Origin of the sequence: Streptomyces malaysiense (assembly GCF_000980885.2) — a bacterium.
Taxonomy (GTDB): domain Bacteria; phylum Actinomycetota; class Actinomycetes; order Streptomycetales; family Streptomycetaceae; genus Streptomyces; species Streptomyces malaysiense.
In genome coordinates, this window is the sequence record NZ_LBDA02000007.1 from 70,756 (window position 1) to 92,549 (window position 21,794).

The 21,794-nt window shown below is 73.7% G+C and carries 20 protein-coding genes and 1 pseudogene; 2 read left to right on the plus strand and 19 right to left on the minus strand.

Going from position 1 to position 21,794, the window contains the following annotated elements; genetic code table 11:
• Positions 1-37 precede the first annotated feature (37 nt).
• The 10 genes from VT52_RS03980 to VT52_RS04025 all read right to left on the minus strand — a co-directional run bounded on the left by VT52_RS03980 (position 38) and on the right by VT52_RS04025 (position 11,232).
• Entirely contained in the window at positions 38-826 is a 789-nt protein-coding gene (locus tag VT52_RS03980) for a carbon-nitrogen hydrolase family protein (protein ID WP_046421900.1), read from the minus strand.
• A 205-nt stretch (positions 827-1,031) separates the two neighbouring features.
• Entirely contained in the window at positions 1,032-1,697 is a 666-nt protein-coding gene (locus VT52_RS03985; protein WP_046421899.1) for a DUF4232 domain-containing protein, read from the minus strand.
• A gap of 101 nt (positions 1,698-1,798) precedes the next feature.
• A complete protein-coding gene (locus tag VT52_RS03990) occupies positions 1,799-2,182 on the minus strand; it encodes a DUF742 domain-containing protein (RefSeq protein ID WP_240509634.1) in 384 nt (127 codons plus the stop codon).
• Between the two features lie 7 nt (positions 2,183-2,189).
• A complete protein-coding gene (locus VT52_RS03995) occupies positions 2,190-2,627 on the minus strand; it encodes a roadblock/LC7 domain-containing protein (protein WP_046421898.1) in 438 nt (145 codons plus the stop codon).
• Entirely contained in the window at positions 2,617-5,709 is a 3,093-nt protein-coding gene (locus VT52_RS36715; protein WP_079174817.1) for a sensor histidine kinase, read from the minus strand. Before VT52_RS36715 ends, VT52_RS03995 begins: the two co-directional genes overlap by 11 nt.
• A gap of 94 nt (positions 5,710-5,803) precedes the next feature.
• Positions 5,804-7,273 (minus strand): HAD-IA family hydrolase, encoded by a 1,470-nt coding sequence (locus VT52_RS04005; protein ID WP_276207937.1) that lies wholly within the window; start codon positions 7,271-7,273, stop codon positions 5,804-5,806.
• 13 nt (positions 7,274-7,286) lie between these two features.
• On the minus strand, positions 7,287-8,363 hold the full coding sequence (locus VT52_RS04010) for an ABC transporter ATP-binding protein (RefSeq protein ID WP_046423739.1): 1,077 nt from the start codon (positions 8,361-8,363) through the stop codon (positions 7,287-7,289).
• 9 nt (positions 8,364-8,372) lie between these two features.
• Positions 8,373-9,191: an ABC transporter permease gene (locus tag VT52_RS04015; protein WP_046423737.1), complete on the minus strand. Its 819-nt coding sequence runs from the start codon at positions 9,189-9,191 to the stop codon at positions 8,373-8,375.
• The gene (locus VT52_RS04020) at positions 9,176-10,075 is read right to left on the minus strand and encodes an ABC transporter permease (protein WP_046423735.1); all 900 of its coding nucleotides are present in this window, start codon (positions 10,073-10,075) and stop codon (positions 9,176-9,178) included. Before VT52_RS04020 ends, VT52_RS04015 begins: the two co-directional genes overlap by 16 nt.
• A complete protein-coding gene (locus VT52_RS04025; protein WP_046423734.1) occupies positions 10,072-11,232 on the minus strand; it encodes an ABC transporter substrate-binding protein in 1,161 nt (386 codons plus the stop codon). Before VT52_RS04025 ends, VT52_RS04020 begins: the two co-directional genes overlap by 4 nt.
• Positions 11,233-11,462: 230 nt before the next feature.
• On the opposite strand from VT52_RS04025, the gene VT52_RS04030 reads away from it, so the two are divergent.
• Positions 11,463-12,203 carry a GntR family transcriptional regulator gene (locus VT52_RS04030; protein WP_046423729.1) on the plus strand — a complete coding sequence of 247 codons (741 nt, stop codon included), beginning with the start codon at positions 11,463-11,465 and terminating at the stop codon, positions 12,201-12,203.
• 78 nt (positions 12,204-12,281) lie between these two features.
• Here the strand turns inward: VT52_RS04030 and VT52_RS04035 are convergent, their stop codons facing one another.
• The 8 genes and pseudogenes from VT52_RS04035 to VT52_RS04070 all read right to left on the minus strand — a co-directional run bounded on the left by VT52_RS04035 (position 12,282) and on the right by VT52_RS04070 (position 19,956).
• Positions 12,282-12,734, minus strand: a complete 453-nt coding sequence (locus VT52_RS04035; RefSeq protein WP_046423727.1) for an Lrp/AsnC family transcriptional regulator — start codon at positions 12,732-12,734, stop codon at positions 12,282-12,284.
• A 14-nt stretch (positions 12,735-12,748) separates the two neighbouring features.
• Positions 12,749-13,477 (minus strand): annotated as a pseudogene (locus VT52_RS04040) (amino acid permease C-terminal domain-containing protein).
• 95 nt (positions 13,478-13,572) lie between these two features.
• Positions 13,573-15,015: a GuaB1 family IMP dehydrogenase-related protein gene (locus VT52_RS04045; protein WP_046423747.1), complete on the minus strand. Its 1,443-nt coding sequence runs from the start codon at positions 15,013-15,015 to the stop codon at positions 13,573-13,575.
• Between the two features lie 477 nt (positions 15,016-15,492).
• Positions 15,493-15,813 (minus strand): barstar family protein, encoded by a 321-nt coding sequence (locus tag VT52_RS04050; protein WP_046423726.1) that lies wholly within the window; start codon positions 15,811-15,813, stop codon positions 15,493-15,495.
• Positions 15,810-16,313: a guanyl-specific ribonuclease gene (locus tag VT52_RS04055; protein ID WP_079174818.1), complete on the minus strand. Its 504-nt coding sequence runs from the start codon at positions 16,311-16,313 to the stop codon at positions 15,810-15,812. The genes VT52_RS04050 and VT52_RS04055 overlap by 4 nt, the downstream gene beginning before the upstream one ends.
• 226 nt (positions 16,314-16,539) lie before the next feature.
• Positions 16,540-17,583 carry a sugar-binding transcriptional regulator gene (locus VT52_RS04060; RefSeq protein WP_046423724.1) on the minus strand — a complete coding sequence of 348 codons (1,044 nt, stop codon included), beginning with the start codon at positions 17,581-17,583 and terminating at the stop codon, positions 16,540-16,542.
• A gap of 90 nt (positions 17,584-17,673) precedes the next feature.
• Positions 17,674-18,360, minus strand: a complete 687-nt coding sequence (gene rpe / locus VT52_RS04065; protein WP_046423723.1) for a ribulose-phosphate 3-epimerase — start codon at positions 18,358-18,360, stop codon at positions 17,674-17,676.
• Positions 18,361-18,534: 174 nt separating this feature from the next.
• Positions 18,535-19,956, minus strand: a complete 1,422-nt coding sequence (locus tag VT52_RS04070) for an RsmB/NOP family class I SAM-dependent RNA methyltransferase (protein ID WP_046423721.1) — start codon at positions 19,954-19,956, stop codon at positions 18,535-18,537.
• 171 nt (positions 19,957-20,127) lie between these two features.
• On the opposite strand from VT52_RS04070, the gene VT52_RS04075 reads away from it, so the two are divergent.
• Positions 20,128-20,586: a GNAT family N-acetyltransferase gene (locus tag VT52_RS04075; protein ID WP_240509635.1), complete on the plus strand. Its 459-nt coding sequence runs from the start codon at positions 20,128-20,130 to the stop codon at positions 20,584-20,586.
• Between the two features lie 213 nt (positions 20,587-20,799).
• Here VT52_RS04075 and fmt read toward each other — a convergent pair whose 3' ends face one another.
• Entirely contained in the window at positions 20,800-21,732 is a 933-nt protein-coding gene (fmt, locus tag VT52_RS04080; protein ID WP_046423717.1) for a methionyl-tRNA formyltransferase, read from the minus strand.
• Positions 21,733-21,794: the final 62 nt, after the last annotated feature.

The following is a 21,794-nucleotide window of genomic DNA, read 5'->3' on the forward strand; positions in this document are numbered from 1 at the left end:
CTGGGAGAGGGGGAGGTCGGGCCGGGGGAGCGTCGGGTCAGCTCAGGGAGCCGTACAGCTCCGGGCGACGGTCCTTCAGGTAGGGGTTGGCCTCGCGGGAGGCGGCCAGGAAGGCCGGGTCGGCGTCGGCGAACACCAGTTGCTCGGCGCGTCCCGCACGGGTCCGCGGGACGCCGTCGGGACCGGCGAGGACGGAGAGGCCGACGAACTCGAACTCCCCTTCCTGGCCGACCCGGTTGACGTACGCGACGTACATCTGGTTCTCGAAGGCGCGCACCGGGATCATGGCCTCGGCGACGAACTGGTACGGGTGCATCTGCGCGGTCGGGACCAGCAGCAGGTCGGTGCCGGCGAGGGCGTGGGCCCGGACGTTCTCCGGGAACTCGACGTCGTAGCAGATCAGCAGGCCGACGGTGAGGCCGTTCAGCTCGGCCTGTACGACCTGGCGCTCGCCCGGGGTGAAGTGGTCGCGCTCGAAGCAGCCGAACAGGTGGGTCTTGCGGTAGTTCGCGAGCCGGGTGCCGTCGGCGGAGATCAGCTGGGCGGAGTTGTGGACCGTGTCGCCGTCGCGCTCGGGGTAGCCGTAGGCGATCGCGACTCCGTGCCGGACGGCGGTCCGGGCGATCGCGGCGGCGCAGGCGCCGTCGGCGGGCTCGGCGAGGCGGCCGATCTCGTCGCCGATCGCGTAACCGGTGAGGAACATCTCGGGTGCGGTCAGCAGCGCGGCGCCCGCGGCGGCGGCCCGGCCCGCGGCCTCGTCCAGCACCGCGAGGTTCTCGGTGACGGAGCCGGGGTGGCCGGAGCTCTGGAGCAGGGCGGTGCGCATGCGTCTACCTCACCGGTCACGGAGGGGGTTCGGGGTCAGATAGACGGTACGGTCGGCGCGCTCGGCCGGACAAGGAGCAGCCGTTGCGCGCCGGTGCGCGGTTCGTTGCGTGCGAGGGCGGCGGGGCGGCGATTCGTTGCGCGACCGCGCCGGAGTGCCGCCTGGGGGCGCTGTGCGGGCGCCCCCGTGCGCTTCGGGGCCCGCGCTACTTGCCGGTGCCGACCGGGTCGACGGTGATGCCGGGGCCGCTGCCGTCGGTGACGGGGACGTTGATGCCGGCGTTCAGGGTCGTGGAGTGGGTCTCGTTCGGCGGGGTGACGACGAGCTGGGTGAAGGTCTCCCCGGAGCCGCCGGAGTTGTTCGGCGGGTAGTGCAGGGTGAAGCGGGTCTCGGCGCCCGGCTGGAGGGTGACGGTGGGGGCGGCGAGCTTGCTGCGGGAGGCGCTGACCGTGCCGTCCTTGCCCTTCAGGTCGACGCCCGGGAAGCCGTGCAGGGTGCAGTTGGCCGAGCCGGTGTTCTTCATGTTGACGATCAGCTCGCCCTCGCCCATGCCGCCGGAGGTGCTGAAGGCCAGGTGGGCGGTGGTGCAGCCGGTGCCGGAGGCGCGACCGGAGCCGGTGGGGCCGTTCGCGGAGCCCGGTCCGCCGCCGTTCTGGCCGGTGGAGCCGGACCCCGAGGAGGCGGTGGAGCCCGTCGAGCCGCCGGTGCCGCCGTCACCGCCGGAGCCCTGCGCACCCGAGGTGTCCGAGGCGGTGCTGCTCGGCGAGGACGAGTCGCTGCCGCCGGAGTTGTCGTCGCTGCTCCCGCAGGCGGTGAGCGACAGGCCCGCGACGACCGCGACGGCGAGCAGCGAGATCTTCTGGACGCGCATGATTCCCCTTAGAACTACGGCTGACGTGCTGTTCCCTGAGACAGCCGGGGTGGATCAGGGGTTCCGGCGAACGCCGGTCCCCTACATGGCTGTTACAAACACTAGATCTCGCGCAGCCGGTCGACGATCTCCCGGAGCAGCCCGGGGTCGGCGCCGGGACCGCCGGCCGGGTCGCGGCGGGGCGCGGTGACGCGGACGAGGCCCGCCTCGGCCAGGTCGCCGAGCAGCACCCGCACCACGGTCAGGGGCAGGTCGGCGTCGGCGGCCAGCTCGGCGACCGGGCGCGGGCCGCGCCGTACCAGCTCCAGCAGGGCGGCGCTCGCGTGGTCGACACCGGCCTCCGTCGCGTCCGCCGTCTCCACGGCGGTGACCCGGGACATCAGGTCGATGGAATGCCGGTCCGAGGGCCGGGTGCGGCCCCGGGTCACGGTGTAGGGCCGCACCATCGACCCGGTCTCGTCCTCGTACCAGTGCTCGTCGCTCACGGCGGGATCATGGGGTGGCACGGGCTGCCGCGTCCAGATGACTGCCGAGGCGGCGGACCAGCAGGGCCATCTCGTGGGCGAGCTGGCCGACGTCGGTGCCGGCCTCGCTGAGCACGGCGAGCCGGCTGCCGTGCCCGGCCGGGGTGATGAACAGGTAGGCATCGTCGAGCATCACCATGGTCTGGCGGACCTCGCCTGCGGTGAACCGCTCCCCCGCGGAGCGGGCGAGAGCGTGGAAGCCGGAGCAGACGGCGGCCAGGTGCTCGATGTCCTGCCGGGGCATGCCTTCGGAGCTGCTCAGCGCGAGGCCGTCGGCGGTCAGCAGCACGGCCTGGCGGACGTGGTCGGTGCGCGCCACGAGGTCGTCCAGCAGCCAGCCGAGGTCGGTGCCGGGTGTTCCGGCGGGTGCGGCGGGCTGGTCACGGGTCTGGTCGTCACCGTGCATCGTCGGTGTCCGTCCCTTCGTCGACATGGGTGTTCACGGTGTCGTCAGCGCCGGCCGCGGGCCGCGTGGGCATCCCCTTGCGCCCCTGGTCGAGCCCACGCTGGAACGCGCCGAAGATCGCCCGCATCTCGTCGGCGCCGACCTCCCGCCGGCCGTCCTCCGCCTGGGCCCGCGGCTCGTCGCGCAACTGGTGCGCGAGGGAGGCCTGGCGGACACGGGTGGGGAGGCTGGGGGCGGCACCGTCGGCCGGGGGCTCGGACGGGACGCCGGCGCGCCTGGCGGGGAGGGGCGGGAGAGGGGCGCTCCCGGGGTCTGCGGGCACGACGTCGGTGGCACCGGGGGCGGGCGGGGAGGGGTGCGGAGGCTGCCGCGCGGCGCCGGCCCCGGACGGGTCGGAGCCCTTCGTGGGCAGGGACCCGGGCCGCGCGGGCCAGGTGGAACCGCCCGGCGACGGCGTCCGCGCGGCGGCGTCGGCATCCGGCGACGGTGTCACCGGCGATCCGGGCACGCCGGGCCCCGCCGCGGGCCGGGGCTCGGGCGCTCCCCGCCACGGAGCCCCCGCCCGGGAGGACGGCGCCCCCGGCACGGCGCCGGACGCGGGCGTACCCGGCCCCCGCCTCGACGGCAGGGGCTCGGACGGCACACCCCATCCGGCACCCGACTCGTGCGTACCCGGCCGCTCGGACCGCTCTCCCCACCCGGCTCCGGACGTACCCGGCCCCCCGGCCGACGAAGGCTCGGACCCCGCCGCGTCCCGCCCGGCACCCGGCTCGACCGAGGCCGGCCGCCCGGAAGACGCCTGCCACCCGGCACCGGCCCCGGACGAAACCGGCCCCCCGGACGGCACGGACTCAGGCCCCGCAGCATCCCGCCCGGCACCCGGCTCGACCGGACCCGCGCCCCCGGACGAAGCCCGCCGCCCGGACGGCATCGGGCCTTCGGCGCCGCCCCCGGGCGTACCGGACTCCCCCGTCGCCGGGGCCCAGGACGAGGCCGGGCCGCCGTTCACCGAGTCGTTCCCCCGCCGTGACGGCAGCGGTCGTGCCTCGCCGTGCTCCTCGGGCGGCAGCGGAACGCGCGCTCCCCCGTGCTCGGCTCCCGTGTGCTCGGGCCGTGCCCCGGTGGCCCCGGCCGGCGGTTCGGTGCCCGGTCGGGTGTCCGTCTCCACGGCCTCCGCCAGGATCGTCCGCGGGAGGAGGACCACCGCGGTCGTACCGCCGTACGGGGAGTCCCGGAGGGCGACCTCGATCCCGTGGCGGGCGGCCAGGCGGCCGACGACGTAGAGGCCGAGGCGGTCGTGGCGGGTGGGGTCGAAGGCGTCGGGGTCGGTGAGGGTGCGTTCGGCGTGGGCGTGGGCCTCGGCGTCGAGGCCGAGCCCGCGGTCGTCGATCTCCAGCACGAAGCCGCCGCCGACCCGCCCGGTGCGCAGCGTCACCTGGGTGTGCGGGGGCGAGAACACCGTGGCGTTCTCCAGGAGTTCGGCGAAGAGGTGGACGACGTCGGCGACCGCGTCCGCCGCGATCCCGGTGTCCGGCATCGGCGGCACCACCACCCGCGCGTAGTCCTCGATCTCGCCGACCGCCGAGGAGACGACCCGCGCGATGGGCACGGGCCGGCGCCAACGGCGTCCGGGCGCCGCGCCGGAGAGGATGATCAGGCTCTCCGCGTGCCGCCGCATACGGGTGGTGAGGTGGTCGATGCGGAACAGCTCGCGCAGGACGTCGGGGTCCTCGGTACGCCGCTCCAGCGTGTCCACCAGCTTCAGCTGCCGGTGCACCAGCGCCTGGTTGCGCCGCGCGATGTTGAGCAGCACCGCGAACAGGCCCCGGCGCAGGGTCGCCTGCTTCACCGCGGCCTCGATGGCGGCCAGGCGCGCGGTGTTGAAGGACCGGCCGACCTGCCCGATCTCGTCGTCGCGGTCCTCGGCGGTGGCGAGCGGCGGCGCCTCGGCCACCGCGTCCACCTCCGCACCGGCGCCCAAGCGGCGCATCACATCGGGGAGTTGTCGCCCGGCGAGTACATCGGCGGCGTCCCGCAGGGCCTCCAGCCGGCGCGAGATGCGCCGCGCGCCGCGCACCGCGAACCACAGCGACAGCCCCGCGACGACCAGTCCGGCGCCACCGGCGATCGCCGCCTTCGTCAGCTCCCGGTAGGCGAACGCCCGCCCGCGCGCGGCGGAGTTGTCAGCGGCCTCGGTGCACAGGTCGCGGTACTGGCGGACGATCCGGTCGGCGGTCGAGCGCCAGCTGTCCGCCGCGACCGCCCGCGACGCCCCGCCCGCCCCGGCCCGCAGCAGCGCGTCCTCGCCCTGGTCCAGCGAGCGGTACAGCGCGCCGTTCTGGAACTTCTCGAACAGGGCCCGGGAGTCGGCGGGCAGGTCGGGCACATAGGTCTGCTGGAAGACGCGCCGGTCCTCGACGGTCTGGGTGAGCGCGGCGTACTGGCCCGGGGTCAGGGTGGTGCCCGCCGCCCGCGCGCCGACGACCAGCGCGTCCTCGCGGGAGACGAACTCGCGCACCCGGACCAGTTCGAGGACGGTCCGGCTCTCCCGGGCGAGCTGCCCCGCCTGGAGCGCGGTGAGCGTGGACTCCACGTCGAAGCCGGGCTCCACCAGCGCGCTGTACTGCTCGACCGCCTGGTCCCAGCTGATCTTCCGGGTGAGCACGCGCTGACGCAGCCCGTCGAGCCGGTCGGTGGCCGTGACCATCGCGTCCAGCGACTGCCGCTGGCGCGCCGTGAGCCGGCTCCGGTCGCCGTCCCGGACCGCCTGCCGCATCGCGTCGACCACCTGGTCGGTGCGGCGCTGCTGGCCCAGCAGCTGCCCCGCCCCCGAGGCGTCCCGGCCGCCGGCGCCCAGGTAGGCGGCGGACAGCCGGCGCTCGATCTGGATCTGCCCGACCGCGGTGTCCACGGGCGTGCCGAAGTCGTGGTAGACCCCCTGGACGCGGATCAGCGCGCGCAGTTCCGCGGTGACCGACACCATGGCGAAGCCCCACAGCGCCATCAGGGCGACGGCCGGTGCGAGCGCGAGCGCCACGATCCGGGTGCGGACGGTGGTGGTACGGCCGAGGGACCAGCGCATGGAGGACCTACCGGTATTACCAGTCAGTAGAGAGCTCGCACAACTTACGGGACGGTCACCTCGAACCGCAACGCCGACCCCCGGTATCCCCAGGTCAGCTCAGAGGAAACGCAAAGGAAGCGAGGACCGCCGCATGGTCGGAGGGCCATTCGTTTTCGGCCACGTCCGGCCAAGGGCGGGGGTCACCGGTGACCACGGTGCGCGCGCTCCGCACGTTCAGGCCCCGGTGCAGGACGTAGTCGATCCGGTCCTGCGGCTCGGGCCGCCCGCTGCCGTCCTCGTGCACCGGGTGGATCGGCGACCAGGTGTGTCCGGGGACCGCCAGGGGGTCGGGGTGAGTCTGGCGGTAGGAGTCGGCGAGCCCCGCCTCCTCTGCGGCCTTCGTCACCGGCCACGCCACCTCGGGCCGGTCCAGGTGCGAGGGGCAGTTGAAGTCGCCGGTCAGGACCACCGGGACGCCCTCCTCGGAGGCCTTCTCGATCCGCTCCAGCGCCTCGCGCATCTGGGCGAGCCGCAGTTCCTCGTGGGCGATCAGCTCGGCCGCCGGCAGCCCGTCGAAGGCGGACTCGTAGGGCCCGTACGGCGTGTAGTGCAGATGGGCGGTCCACACGTCGACCGCGCGGCCGGGAGCGATCTGGACGCGGACGCCCGCGGCGCCGTAGAAGCCGACGTCCGGGTCGCCGAAGCGGGCGGTGATCGGGTGGCGGCTGATGACGCCGAGGTTCTCGCCGGCCCGGTGGTGGTGCCAGCCGAGGGCCTCGGCCAGTTCCTGGGCGGCGGTGCCCGCGGTCTCCTGGAGCCCGACGACGTCGGCCCCGCTGTCCAGGATCACCTTGACCTGCTTGGCCCGGTGGTCGTCGATCGGCGCGCCGCCGAGCCAGAGGTTCCAGCTCATGACGGTCAGGGCGGGTGCGGTCATGGCCCTCAGCTCCTCGACGGTGACGGGGGCCAGGCTGTCCCGCACGGTGCGGCCGGGCGCGGCGCCGATCGGGGCGAGGGAGGGCACGGCCAGCACCGCGCACCCGGCGGCCTCGGCGGAGGCCACGCCGGTCGCGGTGTCCTCGACGGCCACACAGGCCGCCGGCTCGACGCCGAGCGCACGGCAGGCGGCGAGGTAGGGCTCGGGGTCGGGCTTGGTGCGGGCGGTGTCGTCGGCCGTGACGGAGACCGCGAACCGGTGGGTGCCGAGGGCCTCGACGACGACGTCGGCGACCGCGCGCGGGGACGCGGTGACCAGGGCCGTCGGGACACCCTCGGCGGCCAGCGCGGCCAGCAGGGCGAGGGCGCCGGGGCGGGGCACGATCCCGGTGCGGACCCGGTCGGCGAACTCGCGGTGGAGTCCGGCTGCGAGGTGCCGGGCGGGCCGCCCGGTGGTGCGGGCGAGCCAGTCGGCGGTGTGTTCCACCGGGCGGCCGAGCACATCCGGCTGGTCGGCCTCGGTCAGCGGCCGGCCGGCGACGGCCTCGACCGCCTCCCACCACAGGCGCTCGGTGTCGACGAGCGTGCCGTCCATGTCGAACAGGACTGCCTGGAGCGGGAGCCGGGAGTTGTGGGGGGTGGTCACGTGGGGTCTGTCCTCAGTTCTCGGTGCGGGCGGCCACGAGCACGGGGCGCTCCGGCAGCGATGCGGTGACGGCGGCTCCGGCGCCCAGGCCCGCGGCCTCGTGCGCGGGCAGGTCGGCCTTGGCCTCGGTACCGTCGGCGAGCCGTACGGTGAGCCGGACGACCGCGCCGAGGAAGGCGGTGGCGACGACCCGGGCGCCGCCCCGCTCGTCGGCCCGCACCAGCAGGTTCTCCGGCCGCACCAGGACGTCCACCGCGCCGTCCGCCGCCTCGCCGTCGGCGGGCAGCCGCTGTCCGAGCACCTCGACGGTGCCGTCCTTCAGCTCGCCGGGGATCCGGCTCATGGTGCCGACGAACTCGGCGACGAAGGCGGTGGCGGGACGGCCGTACAACTCGGCCGGTTCGGCACACTGTTCGAGCCGGCCGGCGCGCATCACCGCGACCCGGTCGGCGACCGACAGGGCCTCCTCCTGGTCGTGGGTGACGAACAGCGTGGTGATGCCGAGTTCCTGCTGGAGCCGGCGGATCTCCTCGCGCAGGCTCAGCCGGACCTTGGCGTCCAGCGCGGACAGCGGCTCGTCGAGCAGCAGGACGCGGGGGCGCAGGGCGAGGGCACGGGCGAGCGCGATGCGCTGCTGCTGGCCGCCGGAGAGCTGGTGCGGGAAGCGCTCACCCTTGTCGCCGAGGCCGACCAGTTCCAGCAACTCGGCAGCCCTGGCGCGACGTTCGGCAGCCCGGACACCCCGCATGCGCAGCCCGAAGGCCACGTTGTCGATGGCGTCGAGATGCGGGAAGAGACTGTACGACTGGAAGACCATCCCGGCGTCGCGGCGGTGGGCCGGCACCTGGGTGATGTCCCGGCCGTCCACCAGCACCGCGCCGGAGTCGGGGTGTTCGAACCCGGCGAGCATGCGCAGGGCGGTGGTCTTGCCGCAGCCGGAGGGGCCGAGCAGGGCCAGGAACTCGCCCGGCCGGACGGTGAGGTCGAGTCCGTCGAGGGCGACGGTGGCACCGAACTCGCGGCGCAGGCCGCGGAATTCGACGGTCGCCGCCTGCTCGGTGGCGGTCTTCTCAAGTGTGGTGGCGGTCATGGTGTGTGGTCATCCCCGGGAAGGAGCGGTTCGGTTGCGTCCGCCGCCGACGCCGGCGAGCGCGAGGAGCAGGGCCCAGGTGACGAGCAGGCTGAGCACGGACACGGCGACGGACATCTGGGCCTGGTCGCTGCCGACGTTGTAGATCCATACGGCGAAGGGCTGGTAGCCGAGCAGCTGGGCGACGGTGAACTCGCCGAGGACCAGCGCCAGCGTGAGGAAGGACGCGTTCAGCAGCGCCCCGCGCAGATTGGGCAGTACCGCCCGCAGCAGCGCCTTGGGCCAGGAGGCGCCGCAGCTGCGGGCGGCCTCCACCAGGGTGCGCACGTCGATGGCGCGCAGGCCCGCGTCCAGCGCCCGGTACACGAAGGGCAGCGCCATCACGACGTAGGCGAGGACCAGGACGACGGGGAAGTTGGGGTTCTGGATCGCCACGAAGGTCTGGAACAGCGGGGTCCGGGACAGATGGTCCGGGCCCCACTTGAGCACGGTGACGATGCCCGCGACGAACGCGATCGGCGGCACCACCAGCGGCAGCGAGCAGACCACCTCGACCACCGGGCGCAGCCGGGGCGCACCGAGCCTGAGGGCGACCACGGCGGGCACCATCAGCAGCAGCACGACCACGATGGTGGCCACGGCCAGCTCCAGCGACAGCAGCAGGCTGGAGACGAAGCCGCCGGTGGAGAGGATCTTGGTGTAGGCGTCGAAGCTGATGCCGCCGGGGTCGTCCACCGTGAAGATCACGGAGGCGGCGAGCGGGACCAGGAAGTACAGGGCGGCGAGGCCGAGGACGGCCCACCGCCAGGGGGTCAGGCGTCGAGCCATCGGGCGCTCCGGCGTTGCAGGGGCAGGTACACGGCCATCACCAGGCCGGCCACCAGGACCATGTCGAGGCTGAGGGCCAGGGCGACGTTCTCCTGCCCGACCAGGACGTTGCCGGACAGGGCGTCGGCGATCTGGAGGGTGACCAGCGGGACCGCGCTGCCGACCATCGCGGCGGCGGTGGCGTAGGCGGCGAAGGCGCTGCCGAACAGCAGCACGAATCCGCCGAGCAGGGAGGGCGCGAGCACGGGCAGGGCGACGTGCCGCCAGTACTGCGTGCCGGTGGCGCCGTTGTTCAGCGCGGCCTCCCGCCACTGGACGCGCAGGCCGTCGAGGGCGGGGGTGATGGTGAGGACCATGAGCGGGATGAGGAAGTACAGGTAGACGAGGACCAGTCCCCAGAAGCTGTACAGGTCCCAGCCGCTGTCCTTCAGACCGAGGTGCAGGGTGAGCACGCCCGCGTTGCCGAGGGTGGCGACGAAGGCGAAGGCCAGCGGAACGCCGCCGAAGTTGGCGAGCACACCGGACGCGGTCAGCACGGCCTCGCGCAGCGCGCGGGAGCGGGAGCTCGCGACGGCCTGGGCGAGCGGCAGTCCGAACAGGGCGCCGAGCACGGCGGAGATCGCGGACAGCTTGACGCTGCCGAGCAGGGCGGTGAGGTACGCCCCGTGCAGCGAGGCCGTCATGTTGGCGCCGGTGTAGGAGGTGGCGCCGGTGGTGGCGTCCTTCGTGGTGAAGGCGCCGTCGAGGATCGCGAGGGCGGGCAGGCCGAAGGCGACGGCGGTGAAGACCAGCAGCGGCAGCACGGCCAGCCAGCCCGGGGCGCGGCGCCGCCGCTTCGCCGAAGCGACGGGCGCCACGTCCGTACGGGGGAGGGCGGTGGTCATCCGGAGACGGCCTTACCCCAGCCCTGCGCGATGACCGTCTTGGCCTTGCTCTGCTCGGCCTCGGTCGGGAAGGAAGCCGACCCGGTGACCTGGGGCAGTTTGGCGGCGGCGGTCTTGTCGAGGGTGCCGGCCGACTGCATGGAGGTCATCAGGGCCGGGCGGGCGTAGCCCTTGAGCCACAGGTTCTGACCCTCGGCGCTGTACAGGAACTCCTGCCACAGGCGGGCGGCCGCGGGGTGCGGGGCGTCCTTGGTGACGGCCTGGGAGTAGTACTGGGCGTACTGGCCGTCGCTCGGGACGGCCACCTTCCAGTCGAGGCCCTTGGACTTGAACTCGTCGGCGTAACCGGCGTTCAGGTAGTCCCAGTCGATGGAGATCGGGGTCTCGCCCTTCTCCACGGTGGCCGGGGTGGACTCGACCGGCGTGTAGTTGCCGTTCTTCTTCAGCTCGGCGAAGAAGTCCAGGCCGGGCTGGATGTCGCCGAAGGAGCCGCCGTTCGCGAGCGCCGCCGCGTAGACGCCGCCGAAGGCCGAACCGGACTTGGTGGGGTTGCCGTTGAGCGCGACCTGGCCCTTGTACCGGGGCTTGAGCAGGTCCTTGAAGGTGGTCGGGCACACCTTGACGCGCTTGGCGTCGCAGCCGATGGAGATGTAGCCGCCGTAGTCGTTGTACCAGCGCGCCTGCGGGTCCTTCTGGCCGGCCGGGATGTCGCCGAAGGCGGCCACCTTGTAGGGGGCGAGCAGGCCCTGCTGGGCGGCGCTGAGGGCGAAGGAGCTGCCGAGGTCCAGGACGTCGGGGGCGCGGTCCTGGCCCTTGCGGGAGGTGACGGCGTTGATCTCGTCCTGGCTGGAGCCGTCGGGGCTCTCGTCCTGGATCTTGATGCCGTACTTCTTCTGGAAGGCGTCGATGATCGCGCCGTAGTTGGCCCAGTCGCGGGGCACCGCGATGATGTGCAGCGAGCCCTCCTTCCGGGCCGCCTTGACGAGGGCGTCCATGCCGCCGAAGTCGGCCGCGGAGGTGGCGGTGGCGGCGCTCTTGCCGTCCTTGGTGGTGGTCGACGCGTTGTCGGGGGCGGCGCCGCAGGCGCTCAGCGCGAGCGCGGCGACGACGGCGAGGGAGCCGCCGAGCGCGGCGTTTCTCGGCAGGGACAACTTCACGGTCTCTCCAGGGGGAGCACGAGGGTGAGGTGCTACGGGGGATTGCGGACCCGCTCGACAAACTTGTCTGAACAAGTCGGCCTCAGTACGCCCGCCCCCGGTGTCCTGTCCGTGAACACGGAGGGAACATGAGCCGCCGATTCCCTGCACAGTTGCGGCCCGCCCGGCACACTGTGAAACGTCGATTAGGCTGGTCACGCTGTGCACAGCCGCCTACGCAGAGGGGAAGCATGACGGCGCGACACGAGGAGATCGCCGACGAGCTGCGCCGGGCGATCGACCGCGAGCAGTACACGGTCGGTGGCCGCCTGCCCTCGGAGTCGGAGCTGGCCGCCCACTACGGCGTCTCGCGCGGGACGGTCCGCCAGGCCGTCGCCGCGCTCACCGCGGAGGGGCTGATCGGCTCCCGCCAGGGTGCCCGCCGCGTCGTCCTCGCGAGCCGCCGCAGCCAGAGCTTCGAGGAGCTGCGCAGCTTCGCCCAGTGGGCCCGCGCGATGGGCCGCGAGGCGACCGGGCACGTGGTCGAGCAGTCCTACCGCCCGGCCACCCACGAGGACGCCGCCCGGCTCCAGCTCCCGCTGCGCACACCCGTGTTGCACGTCCTCAGGCTGCGCGGCCTGGACGGCGACCCGGTCCTGCTCGAACGCACGGTCTACGCCGACTGGATCTCCCCCGCCGTCGAGTCCATCGATCCCGACTGCCCCTCCGTCACCCAGCGCCTGTACGACGAGACCGGCCTGGTCTTCGCCTACGGCGAGCACATCATCGACGCGGTGGCCTGCGGTGCGCGCGACGCCGGACTGCTCCGCGTCCGCCGCACCAGCCCCCTCCTGCGCGTCCGCCGCGTGACGACGACCCGGGAGGGCCGCCCGGTGGAATGGTCCGACGACCGCTACCGCCCGGACGCGGTGACGTTCAGCGTGCACAACTCGATCGGGAACAACGCGCTCTCGCGGAAGACGGCGGACTAGGACGCCCCTGAGGGACGCGGGAAAGCGCGAGAAGGCGGGACGGACCCGGGGCCGGAGCAGGGCGCCGCGGGCCGAGTGCTATCCCGGCGCCCCGGAGGAGAACCTCCGCAGCAGGGGCGACAGCACCAGCACGGACTTCGTCCGCTCCACGAACGGCTCGCCCGCGATCCGCTCCAGGACCCGTTCGAAGTGCCGCATGTCGGAGGCGAAGACCTGCGCGATCGCGTCCGCCTCCCCGGTGACCGTCGACGCCGCCACGACCTCCTGGTACCGCTCCAGGCCCCGCAGGATCGTCTCCGGCGACGTGTTCCGGCGGCAGTAGATCTCGATGTACCCCTCGGTCTCCCAGCCGAGCGCCGCGGGGTCCACCCGCACGGTGAACCCGGTGATCGCTCCGGTGGCCCGCAATCGGTCCACGCGCCGTTTCACCGCCGGCGCGGACAGTCCGACCATCTGCCCGATGTCCGCGTAGGAGCGGCGGGCGTCCTCGGCGAGGGCGTGCACGATGCGTTCGTCGAGATCGTTCAACACAGCGGGTGGTTCACTTACTTTTTCGCGAGACGGGACCGGCGAAAGCCGTATACGAAGTAGAACACGAGCCCGGCCGCCAGCCAGACACCGAACACCGTCCAGGTCGCGGTGGACAGGCTGGCCATGAGCCACACGCAGAAGAAGAAGCCGAGCGCGGGCAGGAGCGGCGACAGCGGCACCCGGAAGGTGCGCCGCATGCCCGGCTGCGTCCGCCGCAGCACCACGACCGCCACATTGACGAGCGCGAAGGCGAACAGCGTGCCGATGCTGGTGGCGTCGGCCAGCTGTCCCAGCGGGACCGCGGCGGCGAGGACGCCGCAGAACAGGGACACGATGACGGTGTTGGCCCGCGGCGTGCCGCTCCTCGGGTGCACCCGACGCCGCCGAGCAGGAACACCATGGCGAGCAGTACGACGAGCAGGGCGGGCAGGTTGAAGACGCCGCCGTGACCCGGCGGGGCGGACAGGGCGGCCGGGAAGGTGAAGCCGACCGTGCCGCGCAGCAGTTCGCACGAAGGACAGGATGACGGCGGGGCCCGCCCTGGGGACGGCCTCGCCGAGGACCACGAAGAGACCGGTGCCGAGGGTGGCACCGATGCTGATCATGGTCAGCTGCCACAGCCCGAGGGCGCGCCGCAGCGTTCCGCCCCCGCCGTGGCCGCCCCCGGCGACCAGCAGTTCCACGGGCTTGCGGCGCAGCAGGCGCGCGCCGAGGCCCGCGGACGGCTGCTGACGGGTGATCATCGCGTCCACGGTACGTCACGTGACGGAACACCGTGCTCCGGTCGCCGGACGCCGACGGCCCCCGCCGGCAGCGGCGGGGGCCGAAGAGCGCGTGATCAGCTCCAGCTGGCGTGCAGCGGCTTGCCCTCGGCGTACCCGGCCGCGCTCTGGACGCCGACGACGGCCCGCTCGGCGAACTCCTCCAGCGAGTCGGCACCGGCGTAGGTGCAGGAGGAGCGGACGCCCGCGATGATCGAGTCGATCAGGTCCTCGACACCCGGGCGGGCCGGGTCGAGGAACATCCGCGAGGTGGAGATGCCCTCCTCGAACAGCGCCTTGCGGGCACGGTCGTAGGACGACTCCTCCGAGGTGCGGTTGCGCACCGCGCGCGCGGACGCCATGCCGAACGACTCCTTGTACGGGCGGCCGTTCGCGTCGTGCTGGAGGTCGCCCGGGGACTCGTACGTACCGGCGAACCAGGAGCCCACCATCACGTTCGAGGCGCCGGCGGCCAGCGCCATGGCCACGTCGCGCGGGTGGCGGACGCCGCCGTCGGCCCACACGTGCTTGCCGTACTTCTTCGCCTCGGCGGCGCATTCGAGGACCGCGGAGAACTGCGGGCGGCCCACGCCGGTCATCATCCGGGTGGTGCACATGGCGCCGGGGCCGACACCGACCTTGATGATGTCCGCGCCCGCGTCGATCAGGTCCTTGACGCCCTCGGCGGAGACGATGTTGCCCGCGACGATCGGCACCCGCGGGTCGAGCGCCCGCACCACCTTGATCGCGCTGATCATCGACTCCTGGTGGCCGTGCGCGGTGTCGATGACGAGCGTGTCCACACCCGCGTCGAGCAGTTCCTTGGCCTTGCCCGCCACATCGCCGTTGATACCGACGGCGGCGGCGACGCGCAGCCTGCCGTTCGCGTCCACGGCCGGGGTGTAGAGGGTCGCGCGCAGGGCGCCCTTGCGGGTGAGGATGCCGGCCAGCCTGCCGTCCTTGTCGACGGCCGGGGCGTAGCGGCGGTTGTGCGCGTCGAGGGTGTTGAAGGCCTCGCGGGGGTCGATGTCCGCGTCCAGCAGGAGCAGGTCCTTGGACATGACCACTTCGAGCTGGGTGAAGCGGTCGACACCGGAGAGGTCCGCGTCGGTGACGACACCGACGGGACGCCGCTCGTCGTCCACGACCACGCCCGCGTTGTGCGACCGCTTGGGCAGCAGCGCGAGGGCGTCGGCGACGGTCTGGTGCGGGGCCAGCACGATGGGGGTGTCCAGCACCAGGTGGCGGCTCTTCACCCAGGACACCACGTCGATGATCACATCGTTCGGGATGTCCTGCGGGATGACCACGAGGCCGCCGCGGCGGGCCACGGTCTCGGCCATACGGCGGCCGGCGATGGCGGTCATGTTGGCGACGACGAGCGGGATGGTCGTTCCCGTGCCGTCCGGCGAGCTGAGGTCCACGCCCTGCCGGGAGCCCACCGCGGAGCGGCTCGGCACCATGAACACGTCGTCGTACGTCAGGTCGTACGTGGGCCGGATGTCATTGAGGAAACGCACGTGCCGCACATCCCAGTCGTTCAGAGGTGACCCCCCGACGGGTGCGCCAGGGGAAAAAGAGCACGTACTTCATTCTCCCATGGCCCGGCGCCGACCGTCCCCGGGCGGAACCTCCAGCGTGGCCGGCCCGGCTTCGGAGGATCCGCCGAAGGCCGCGCGCCCGGCCCGCGCGGCGCGGCGGGCGTCTCGCGCCGGAACGCCTCGCGGGCGCCGTGCGGCGCGTCCGGTCGGCCCTCGGCGCCGCGCCCGCTCCAGGAGCGCCGTCGCCGCGGCCGCCGCCTCGCCGGGTCCGTCCGGACGTACCGGGTCATGGACCCGCCGGAGGTCCGTGGGGTCCCGGGCCGATCCGCCCGGGGGCTCGCGGCGACGTTCACGGGGCGGCGCGCCCCGGGCACCCGGTCGGCCCGTTCGGCCGCCCCCGCGAAGTGGCGGCCCGGCTGACGCCGGCCACCGCCGAAGGGGCCGCCCCGAGTGCCCTCAGGCCAGGGCGAGGGCCACGGTGAGGGGTGCGGGGCGTTCGGTCGCCTCGGTGAAGACCTCGCGGGCCACGCGCCACTCGTCGGGCCGGGTCCGTGCATAGGCTTCCCAGCCCGTGACGACGAGCAGCAGGCCGCGTCCGCCCGCCTCGGGCGGCCAGACCGAGGGGTCGCAGAGGCTGTCGAGGAGCGCGTCCCAGTTCCGGCCGAACCAGTCGGGCAGGCGCAGGGCGCGTGCCACGGCGTCCATCAGGCCGGACTTGTCCGTGACCCCGGTGAGGTCCAGGGCGACGACCCGGCGGTCCGTGAGGTTCTCGGTCATCTCAGTACCGCCCGGAACGAGTTGTAGTGATCACCGGTGTAGTAGAACTCCCCGCCCTGCCCGGTGATGATGCGCCGGGCCCCGCGGTCGCGCGAGCCCGGTGTCCGCACGGTGTACTCGTGGTAGTAACCGCGCTGGTGCTTCGGCAGGTGCCGCTCGAAGTTCCCGAAGACGATGCCGTCCCGCGCGTAGGGGTAGGGCCCGCCCCGGTCGATGAGCGCCAGCGTCCGCCGCGCCTCGGCCGGCAGCCGCGACTCGGGCACGGTCGCCATGCCCTCGGCCCAGCCCGGGGTGGCGACGGATCCGGCGGACGCGCCGGTGGGCGTCCCGCTCGTGCCGCTACCGGTCGGCGCGGTCGGGGAGCACCCGGCCAGCAGGACGGCGAGGACGACGAGCAGCCCGGCGATGAGCCGGGACAGAGGCCGGAAGGAGGGCCGGCCGGGCGTCCGGGAACGGGACCGTTCGGGCGTCGGGGGGAGGGAGCGGGGCGACGACGGCATGCGGATGATGCTGCCACGACGGTAGCGGGCAGGACGACGGAACTACAGGACGACGACAGGGCGGCGCTCCGACCGGGGGTGCCCGGCCGCGGGGCGCCGAACGGCCCGGCCGCCGGCCACCGTCACCGCCCCGGCGGCATCCCGGCCCTGCCGTCGGGCCCGCGGTCCCGGCGGCAGGGCGGCACACGGCGCACAGGGACCGCCTCCGGCCCCCGCACCGCCCGTCCTACTGGCCGTCGGGGTCCTGACGGCTCAGGGCGGGCTTCGGCGCCGGGCCCGCGGTCATCAGGTAGTCCGCGGCCGAGGTGTCCGTGACCAGGCTGGTGACCAGCCCGGAGCGGAGCACCGCGTCGATCGCGGACGCCTTGCGCTGACCGCCGGCGATCGCGACGACCTCCGGGATACGGCGCAGCTGGTCCGCCTTGACGGTGATGCACCGCTCCCCGAGGTCCCGCCCGATCCGGCGCCCCTCGGCGTCGAAGAGGTGCGCGGCCATCTCGGCGGCGACGCCGAGCGAGGCGTAGTGCGCCCGCTCCTCGTCGCTGAGCATGTCGTGCACCGTCGAGATGCCCGGCTCCCAGGAACCGATGGAGACGCAGGCGACCGTGACCTTGTCGAAGTACTCGAAGGCACGGGCGATCCCGGTCTGGTTGCGCAGGGCCGCCGCGGTGGCCGCGTCCGGCAGCAGCATCGGCGCGTAGATCGGGTGGGCGTCGCCGCCCGACACCTGCGCGGCACGGCGGACGGCCTCGACCGAGCCGCGCTCGGAGGTGCCGGCGTCGTACACACCCGTCAGCTGCACCACCGTGCACGGCGGCAGCCGGTCGAGCGCGGCCGCCATGTGGATGGTGGACCGGCCCCAGGCCAGCCCGAGCACGTCCCCCTCGTTGACCAGTTCGCCGAGCAGGTCCGCGGCGACCTCGCCGAGGTTCTCCGGGTCAGGGGTCTCCTCGGCCTCGGCCGGGGACTCGACCACGACGGCGTGCCGCAGGCCGTAGCGGGCGCGGAGCGCGTCGGAGCGCTCGGCGTCCAGCTCGGCCGGTACACGGATCTCGATGCGTACGAGATCCCGTTCGAGAGCGGTCTCCAGGACCCGGGCCACCTTGAAGCGGCTGACGCCGAACTCCTCCGCGATCTGGATCTTGGACTTGCCCTCGAGGTAGAAGCGGCGGGCCATGGCCGCCGCCTGGACCAGCTCAGCGGGTCCCATCCGCATGGCTGACCGGCCCGCCGACATACCCGACACGGCGATCTCCTCACTGCTGTTCACACTCTGGATTCGCCGTTCATCCTTGCAGATCCGGCGCGACTGATCCGCCCTGATGGACGGCGTTCTCTCAACCGTTCACGTAGCCGTGGCTCAGTGGTCGCATGCCCAGGACGCCTTGGCGGTGGCCGTGTCCGCCTGGGCGCGCAGGGCACGCACCGCCTCCGCCGGGTCCTTCGCCCCGTAGACCGCCGAGCCGGCCACGAACACATCGGCGCCCGCCTCCGCGCACCGCTCGATCGTGGACGCCGAGACACCGCCGTCGACCTGGAGCCAGAGCTGGAGGCCGTGCTTGGCGATCAGCTCCCGGCTACGGCGGATCTTCGGCAGCATGATGTCGAGGAAGGCCTGGCCACCGAAGCCCGGCTCGACGGTCATGACCAGCAGCATGTCGAGTTCCGGCAGCAGGTCCTCGTACGGCTCGATCGGCGTCGCGGGCTTGAGCGCCATGGAGGCGCGCGCACCTTTGGCACGGATCTCGCGGGCGAGACGGACCGGGGCGGCGGCCGCCTCCACGTGGAAGGTGACGGACGAGGCCCCCGCCTCCACGTACCGGGGAGCCCAGCGGTCGGGGTCCTCGATCATCAGGTGGCAGTCCAGCGGGGTGTCCGTCGCACGGGCCAGGGATTCCACCACCGGCACGCCGAGCGTGAGGTTGGGGACGAAATGGTTGTCCATGACGTCGACGTGGAGATAGTCGGCGCCCTGGACAGCCTTGGCCTCCTCCGCGAGGCGTGCGAAGTCGGCGGACAGGATGCTGGGGTTGATCTGCGCGGCCATGCCCCAAGACTGCCATGTCCGAGGCACTGATGTTCGCGCCCGTCCACAGGCGAGACCGCTCATCATACTGATCCGTTGTTCATCGGACGATCCGCTCGCGCCTGTGGACAACACACGGCGACGAAGCCGACGCACCCGGTGAGACGGGAACCGCGCGGCCGCTCCTCGCGCCCGTCAGCCGGCGGTCCTGCGGATCAGCGCGAGGTACATCGCGTCGGTGCCGTGCACGTGCGGCCACAGCTGGATGTCCGGGCCCTCCCCGAGCGCGGGGACCCCGGGCAGGAGCGGCCGGGCGTCGAGAAGTTCGGCGTCCGGGTACTGCTTGAGCACATCGGCGACGACCACCCGGGTCTCGGCGAGGTGCGGGGAGCAGGTGGCGTAGCCGACGACGCCGCCGACGCGCACCGAGTCGAGCGCGGTGCGCAGCAGGGCGCGCTGGAGGGGAGCGAAATTGTCCAGGTCCTCGGGCCGCCTGCGCCAGCGCGCCTCGGGCCGCCGGCGCAGCGCGCCGAGCCCGGTGCAGGGCACGTCCACCAGGACCCGGTCGAAGCTGCCGGGCCGCCACGGCGGCCGCGTGCCGTCCGCCGCGATGACCTGGTACGGCCCCGGATTGCCGGCCAGCGCCCTGGCCACCAGACCGGCCCGGTGCGGCTGCTTCTCCGAGGCGAGGAGCACGGCACCGCGTTCGGCGGCGAGCGCCCCCAGCAGGGCGGCCTTGCCGCCGGGTCCCGCGCAGCCGTCGAGCCACTTGGTGTCCGGCCCCTCCAGAGGCGCGTTGGCCAGCGCGAGGGCGACCAGCTGGCTGCCCTCGTCCTGCACCCCGGCGCGGCCCTCGCGCACCGCCTCGACCGCGCCCGGCTCCCCGCCCTCGGCCAGCCGCACGGCGTACGGGGACCAGCGCCCGGCCTCCGCGGCCTCCTCGCGCAGCAGTTCCTCGGTGGTGGCCCGGCCGGGCCGGGCCACCAGCGTCACCAGGGGCCGCTCGTTGTCGGCCGCGAGCAGTTCCTCGATGCCGGCCCGCCCGCCGCCCAGGGAGTCCCACAGCGCGGAGACGACCCAGCGGGGGTGGGAGTGCACGACGGCGAGGTGGTCCTCGGGGTCCTCGTCGTAGGGCGGCGCGACCTTGGCGATCCAGCCGTCGAGGTCGTCCTGCGCGATCTTGCGGAGCACCGCGTTGACGAACTTGGCCCGCCCGTCGCCCAGCACGACCCGGGCCAGCTCCACGGTGGCGGACACGGCGGCGTGCGTCGGGATCCGGGTCCCGAGCAACTGGTGCGCGCCGAGGCTCAGCACGTCCAGCACCGGCGGGTCGACCTCGCGCAGCGGCCGGTCCACACAGGCGGCGATCACGGCGTCGTACGTACCCTGCCTGCGCAGCGTCCCGTACACCAGCTCGGTCGCGAGCGCGGCGTCCCGCGCGTCGAAGTCGTCCTTCTCCCGTGCCTTCCTCAGCAGCGGGGGCAGCACGAGGTTGGCGTACGCGTCCCGCTCGTCCACCGCCCGCAGCGCCTCGAAGGCCAGGATGCGGACAGGGTCCTTCTTGGGACGCCGGTAGGGCTTGGCGGGCTTGTGACCCCGCCGTGACTGCTCGCTCACGAAAAAGGTGCTCCGGAGGTGAAAAGGGGTATGCGGCCAAGCCTACGTCGAGAGGGACGGCCGCAGGTGCGGGGGTGGAGAGAGGGCGGCGGGAGGGGCCCGGCGGGGATTCCGCCGCCCGGGAGGAATTCCGCCGCCGGGACGGGCAGGACGCCTGCCATGATCCGTGTCATGCGCGCACAGATCACCCCGGCCGGGACGGCCGACATCCACCAGGTCCTCGCCGATCACCACCGCTACTGGGGGAAACGCGACCTGCGGGCCCTGCACCTCTCGGCGCTGGTGCGGGAGTTCGGCGAGACCTGCCTGGTGGCCCGAGCCGAGGACGGGATCCATGGGTACGTCATCGGGTTCGTCACCCCCGCCGGCACCGGCTACGTACACCTGATCGCCACCCGCGACGACGCCCGCGGCACCGGTCTCGGACGTCGTCTGTACGCGGCGTTCGCCGATGCCGCGCACCGTCAGGGCGCACAGCGGCTGAAGGCGATCACCTCACCCGGCAACGCCGGATCGATCGCGTTCCACCGCCGCCTCGGATTCGACGCGAGGACCGTCGACGACTACGACGGCCCCGGCCGGGCCATGGTCGTCTTCCGACGCGTCCTGCCGCTCGACGCGGCGCCCTGAGGGATCAGGCATCCCCTCGCGCGGGCATTCGCGCCCCGGGACAGGCCGGGGCGCCCGAGACCCTGGGCGAGGAATCGGGGGTGGCCGCGGGCGCCGAGCGGCCGGGCTCCCGGCCGCTCGGGCCGCCGGGTACGCGGGAGGGCGGACCCGGCTCCGGCTCCGGCCCGGAGGCCGGCTCACTCCCGGCCAGCCCCCAACCGGACTCAGCCGGACTCAGCCGCCCAGGATCTCCCCCTCGCCGATCCGCGCCCCCCGGGCCCAGTCCGCCGCGCGCATCGGCTTCTTGCCCTGGGCCTGGACCCAGAGGAGTTCGACGGCGTAGGAGCCGGTGCCCACGTGCACGCTGTTCTTGCCCGCGGCGAGGTGGCCCGGGGCGAGATCGGTCCGCTCCGGGACGGGGGCGACCTGGATGAGCTTGAGCCGCTCGCCGCGGAAGGTGGTCCAGGCTCCGGGCGCCGGGGTGCACCCGCGCACGACCCGGTCGACGCGCAGCGCCGGTGCCGCCCAGTCCACCTCGGCGTCCTCGACGTTGATCTTCGGCGCGAGGGTGATGCCCTCGCCCGGCTGCGGTACGGCCTTCAGGGTGCCGTCCTCGATGCCGTCCATGGTCGCCGCGAGCAGCCCGGCCCCGGCGAACGCCAGCCGGGTGAGCAGGTCGCCGCTGGTGTCGGTGGGCCGGATCTCCTCGGTCACCGTCCCGTACACCGGCCCGGAGTCCAGGCCCTCCTCGATGAGGAAGGTGGACGCGCCCGTGATCTCGTCGCCCGCCATCAGCGCGTGCTGCACGGGCGCCGCGCCGCGCCAGGCGGGCAGCAGCGAGAAGTGCAGGTTGACCCAGCCGTGGGCCGGGATGTCGAGGGCGACGCGGGGCAGCAGCGCGCCGTAGGCGACGACCGGGCAGCAGTCCGGGGCGATCTCCGTCAGCCGCGCCAGGAACTCGGGGTCGCGCGGCTTGGCCGGCTTGAGCACCTCGATGCCGGCCTCCTGCGCCCGCTCGGCCACGGGCGACGCGACCAGCCTGCGGCCCCGGCCCGCGGGGGCGTCGGGCCGGGTGACGACGGCGGCCACCTCGTGCCGCCCGGAGGCGAGCAGGGCGTCCAGGGCGGGAACGGCGACCTCGGGGGTACCGGCGAAGACGAGCTTCATGGGCGGGATCGGGCCTCTCGGGCGGAGATCGGACGGGCGGCGCACCAGTCTATGACCGCCCG

Coding starts and splice junctions, on each gene's coding strand:
- VT52_RS04050 (WP_046423726.1), bottom strand. CDS start 15,813: ATGACCGAGAACCTCACGGACCGCCGGGTCGTCGCCCTGGACCTCACC.
- VT52_RS03985 (WP_046421899.1), bottom strand. CDS start 1,697: ATGCGCGTCCAGAAGATCTCGCTGCTCGCCGTCGCGGTCGTCGCGGGC.
- VT52_RS03995 (WP_046421898.1), bottom strand. CDS start 2,627: ATGCACGGTGACGACCAGACCCGTGACCAGCCCGCCGCACCCGCCGGA.
- VT52_RS04015 (WP_046423737.1), bottom strand. CDS start 9,191: ATGGCTCGACGCCTGACCCCCTGGCGGTGGGCCGTCCTCGGCCTCGCC.
- VT52_RS04010 (WP_046423739.1), bottom strand. CDS start 8,363: ATGACCGCCACCACACTTGAGAAGACCGCCACCGAGCAGGCGGCGACC.
- VT52_RS04030 (WP_046423729.1), top strand. CDS start 11,463: ATGACGGCGCGACACGAGGAGATCGCCGACGAGCTGCGCCGGGCGATC.
- VT52_RS04055 (WP_079174818.1), bottom strand. CDS start 16,313: ATGCCGTCGTCGCCCCGCTCCCTCCCCCCGACGCCCGAACGGTCCCGT.
- VT52_RS03980 (WP_046421900.1), bottom strand. CDS start 826: ATGCGCACCGCCCTGCTCCAGAGCTCCGGCCACCCCGGCTCCGTCACC.
- VT52_RS04020 (WP_046423735.1), bottom strand. CDS start 10,075: ATGACCACCGCCCTCCCCCGTACGGACGTGGCGCCCGTCGCTTCGGCG.
- VT52_RS04075 (WP_240509635.1), top strand. CDS start 20,128: ATGCGCGCACAGATCACCCCGGCCGGGACGGCCGACATCCACCAGGTC.
- fmt (WP_046423717.1), bottom strand. CDS start 21,732: ATGAAGCTCGTCTTCGCCGGTACCCCCGAGGTCGCCGTTCCCGCCCTG.
- rpe (WP_046423723.1), bottom strand. CDS start 18,360: ATGGCCGCGCAGATCAACCCCAGCATCCTGTCCGCCGACTTCGCACGC.
- VT52_RS36715 (WP_079174817.1), bottom strand. CDS start 5,709: ATGCGCTGGTCCCTCGGCCGTACCACCACCGTCCGCACCCGGATCGTG.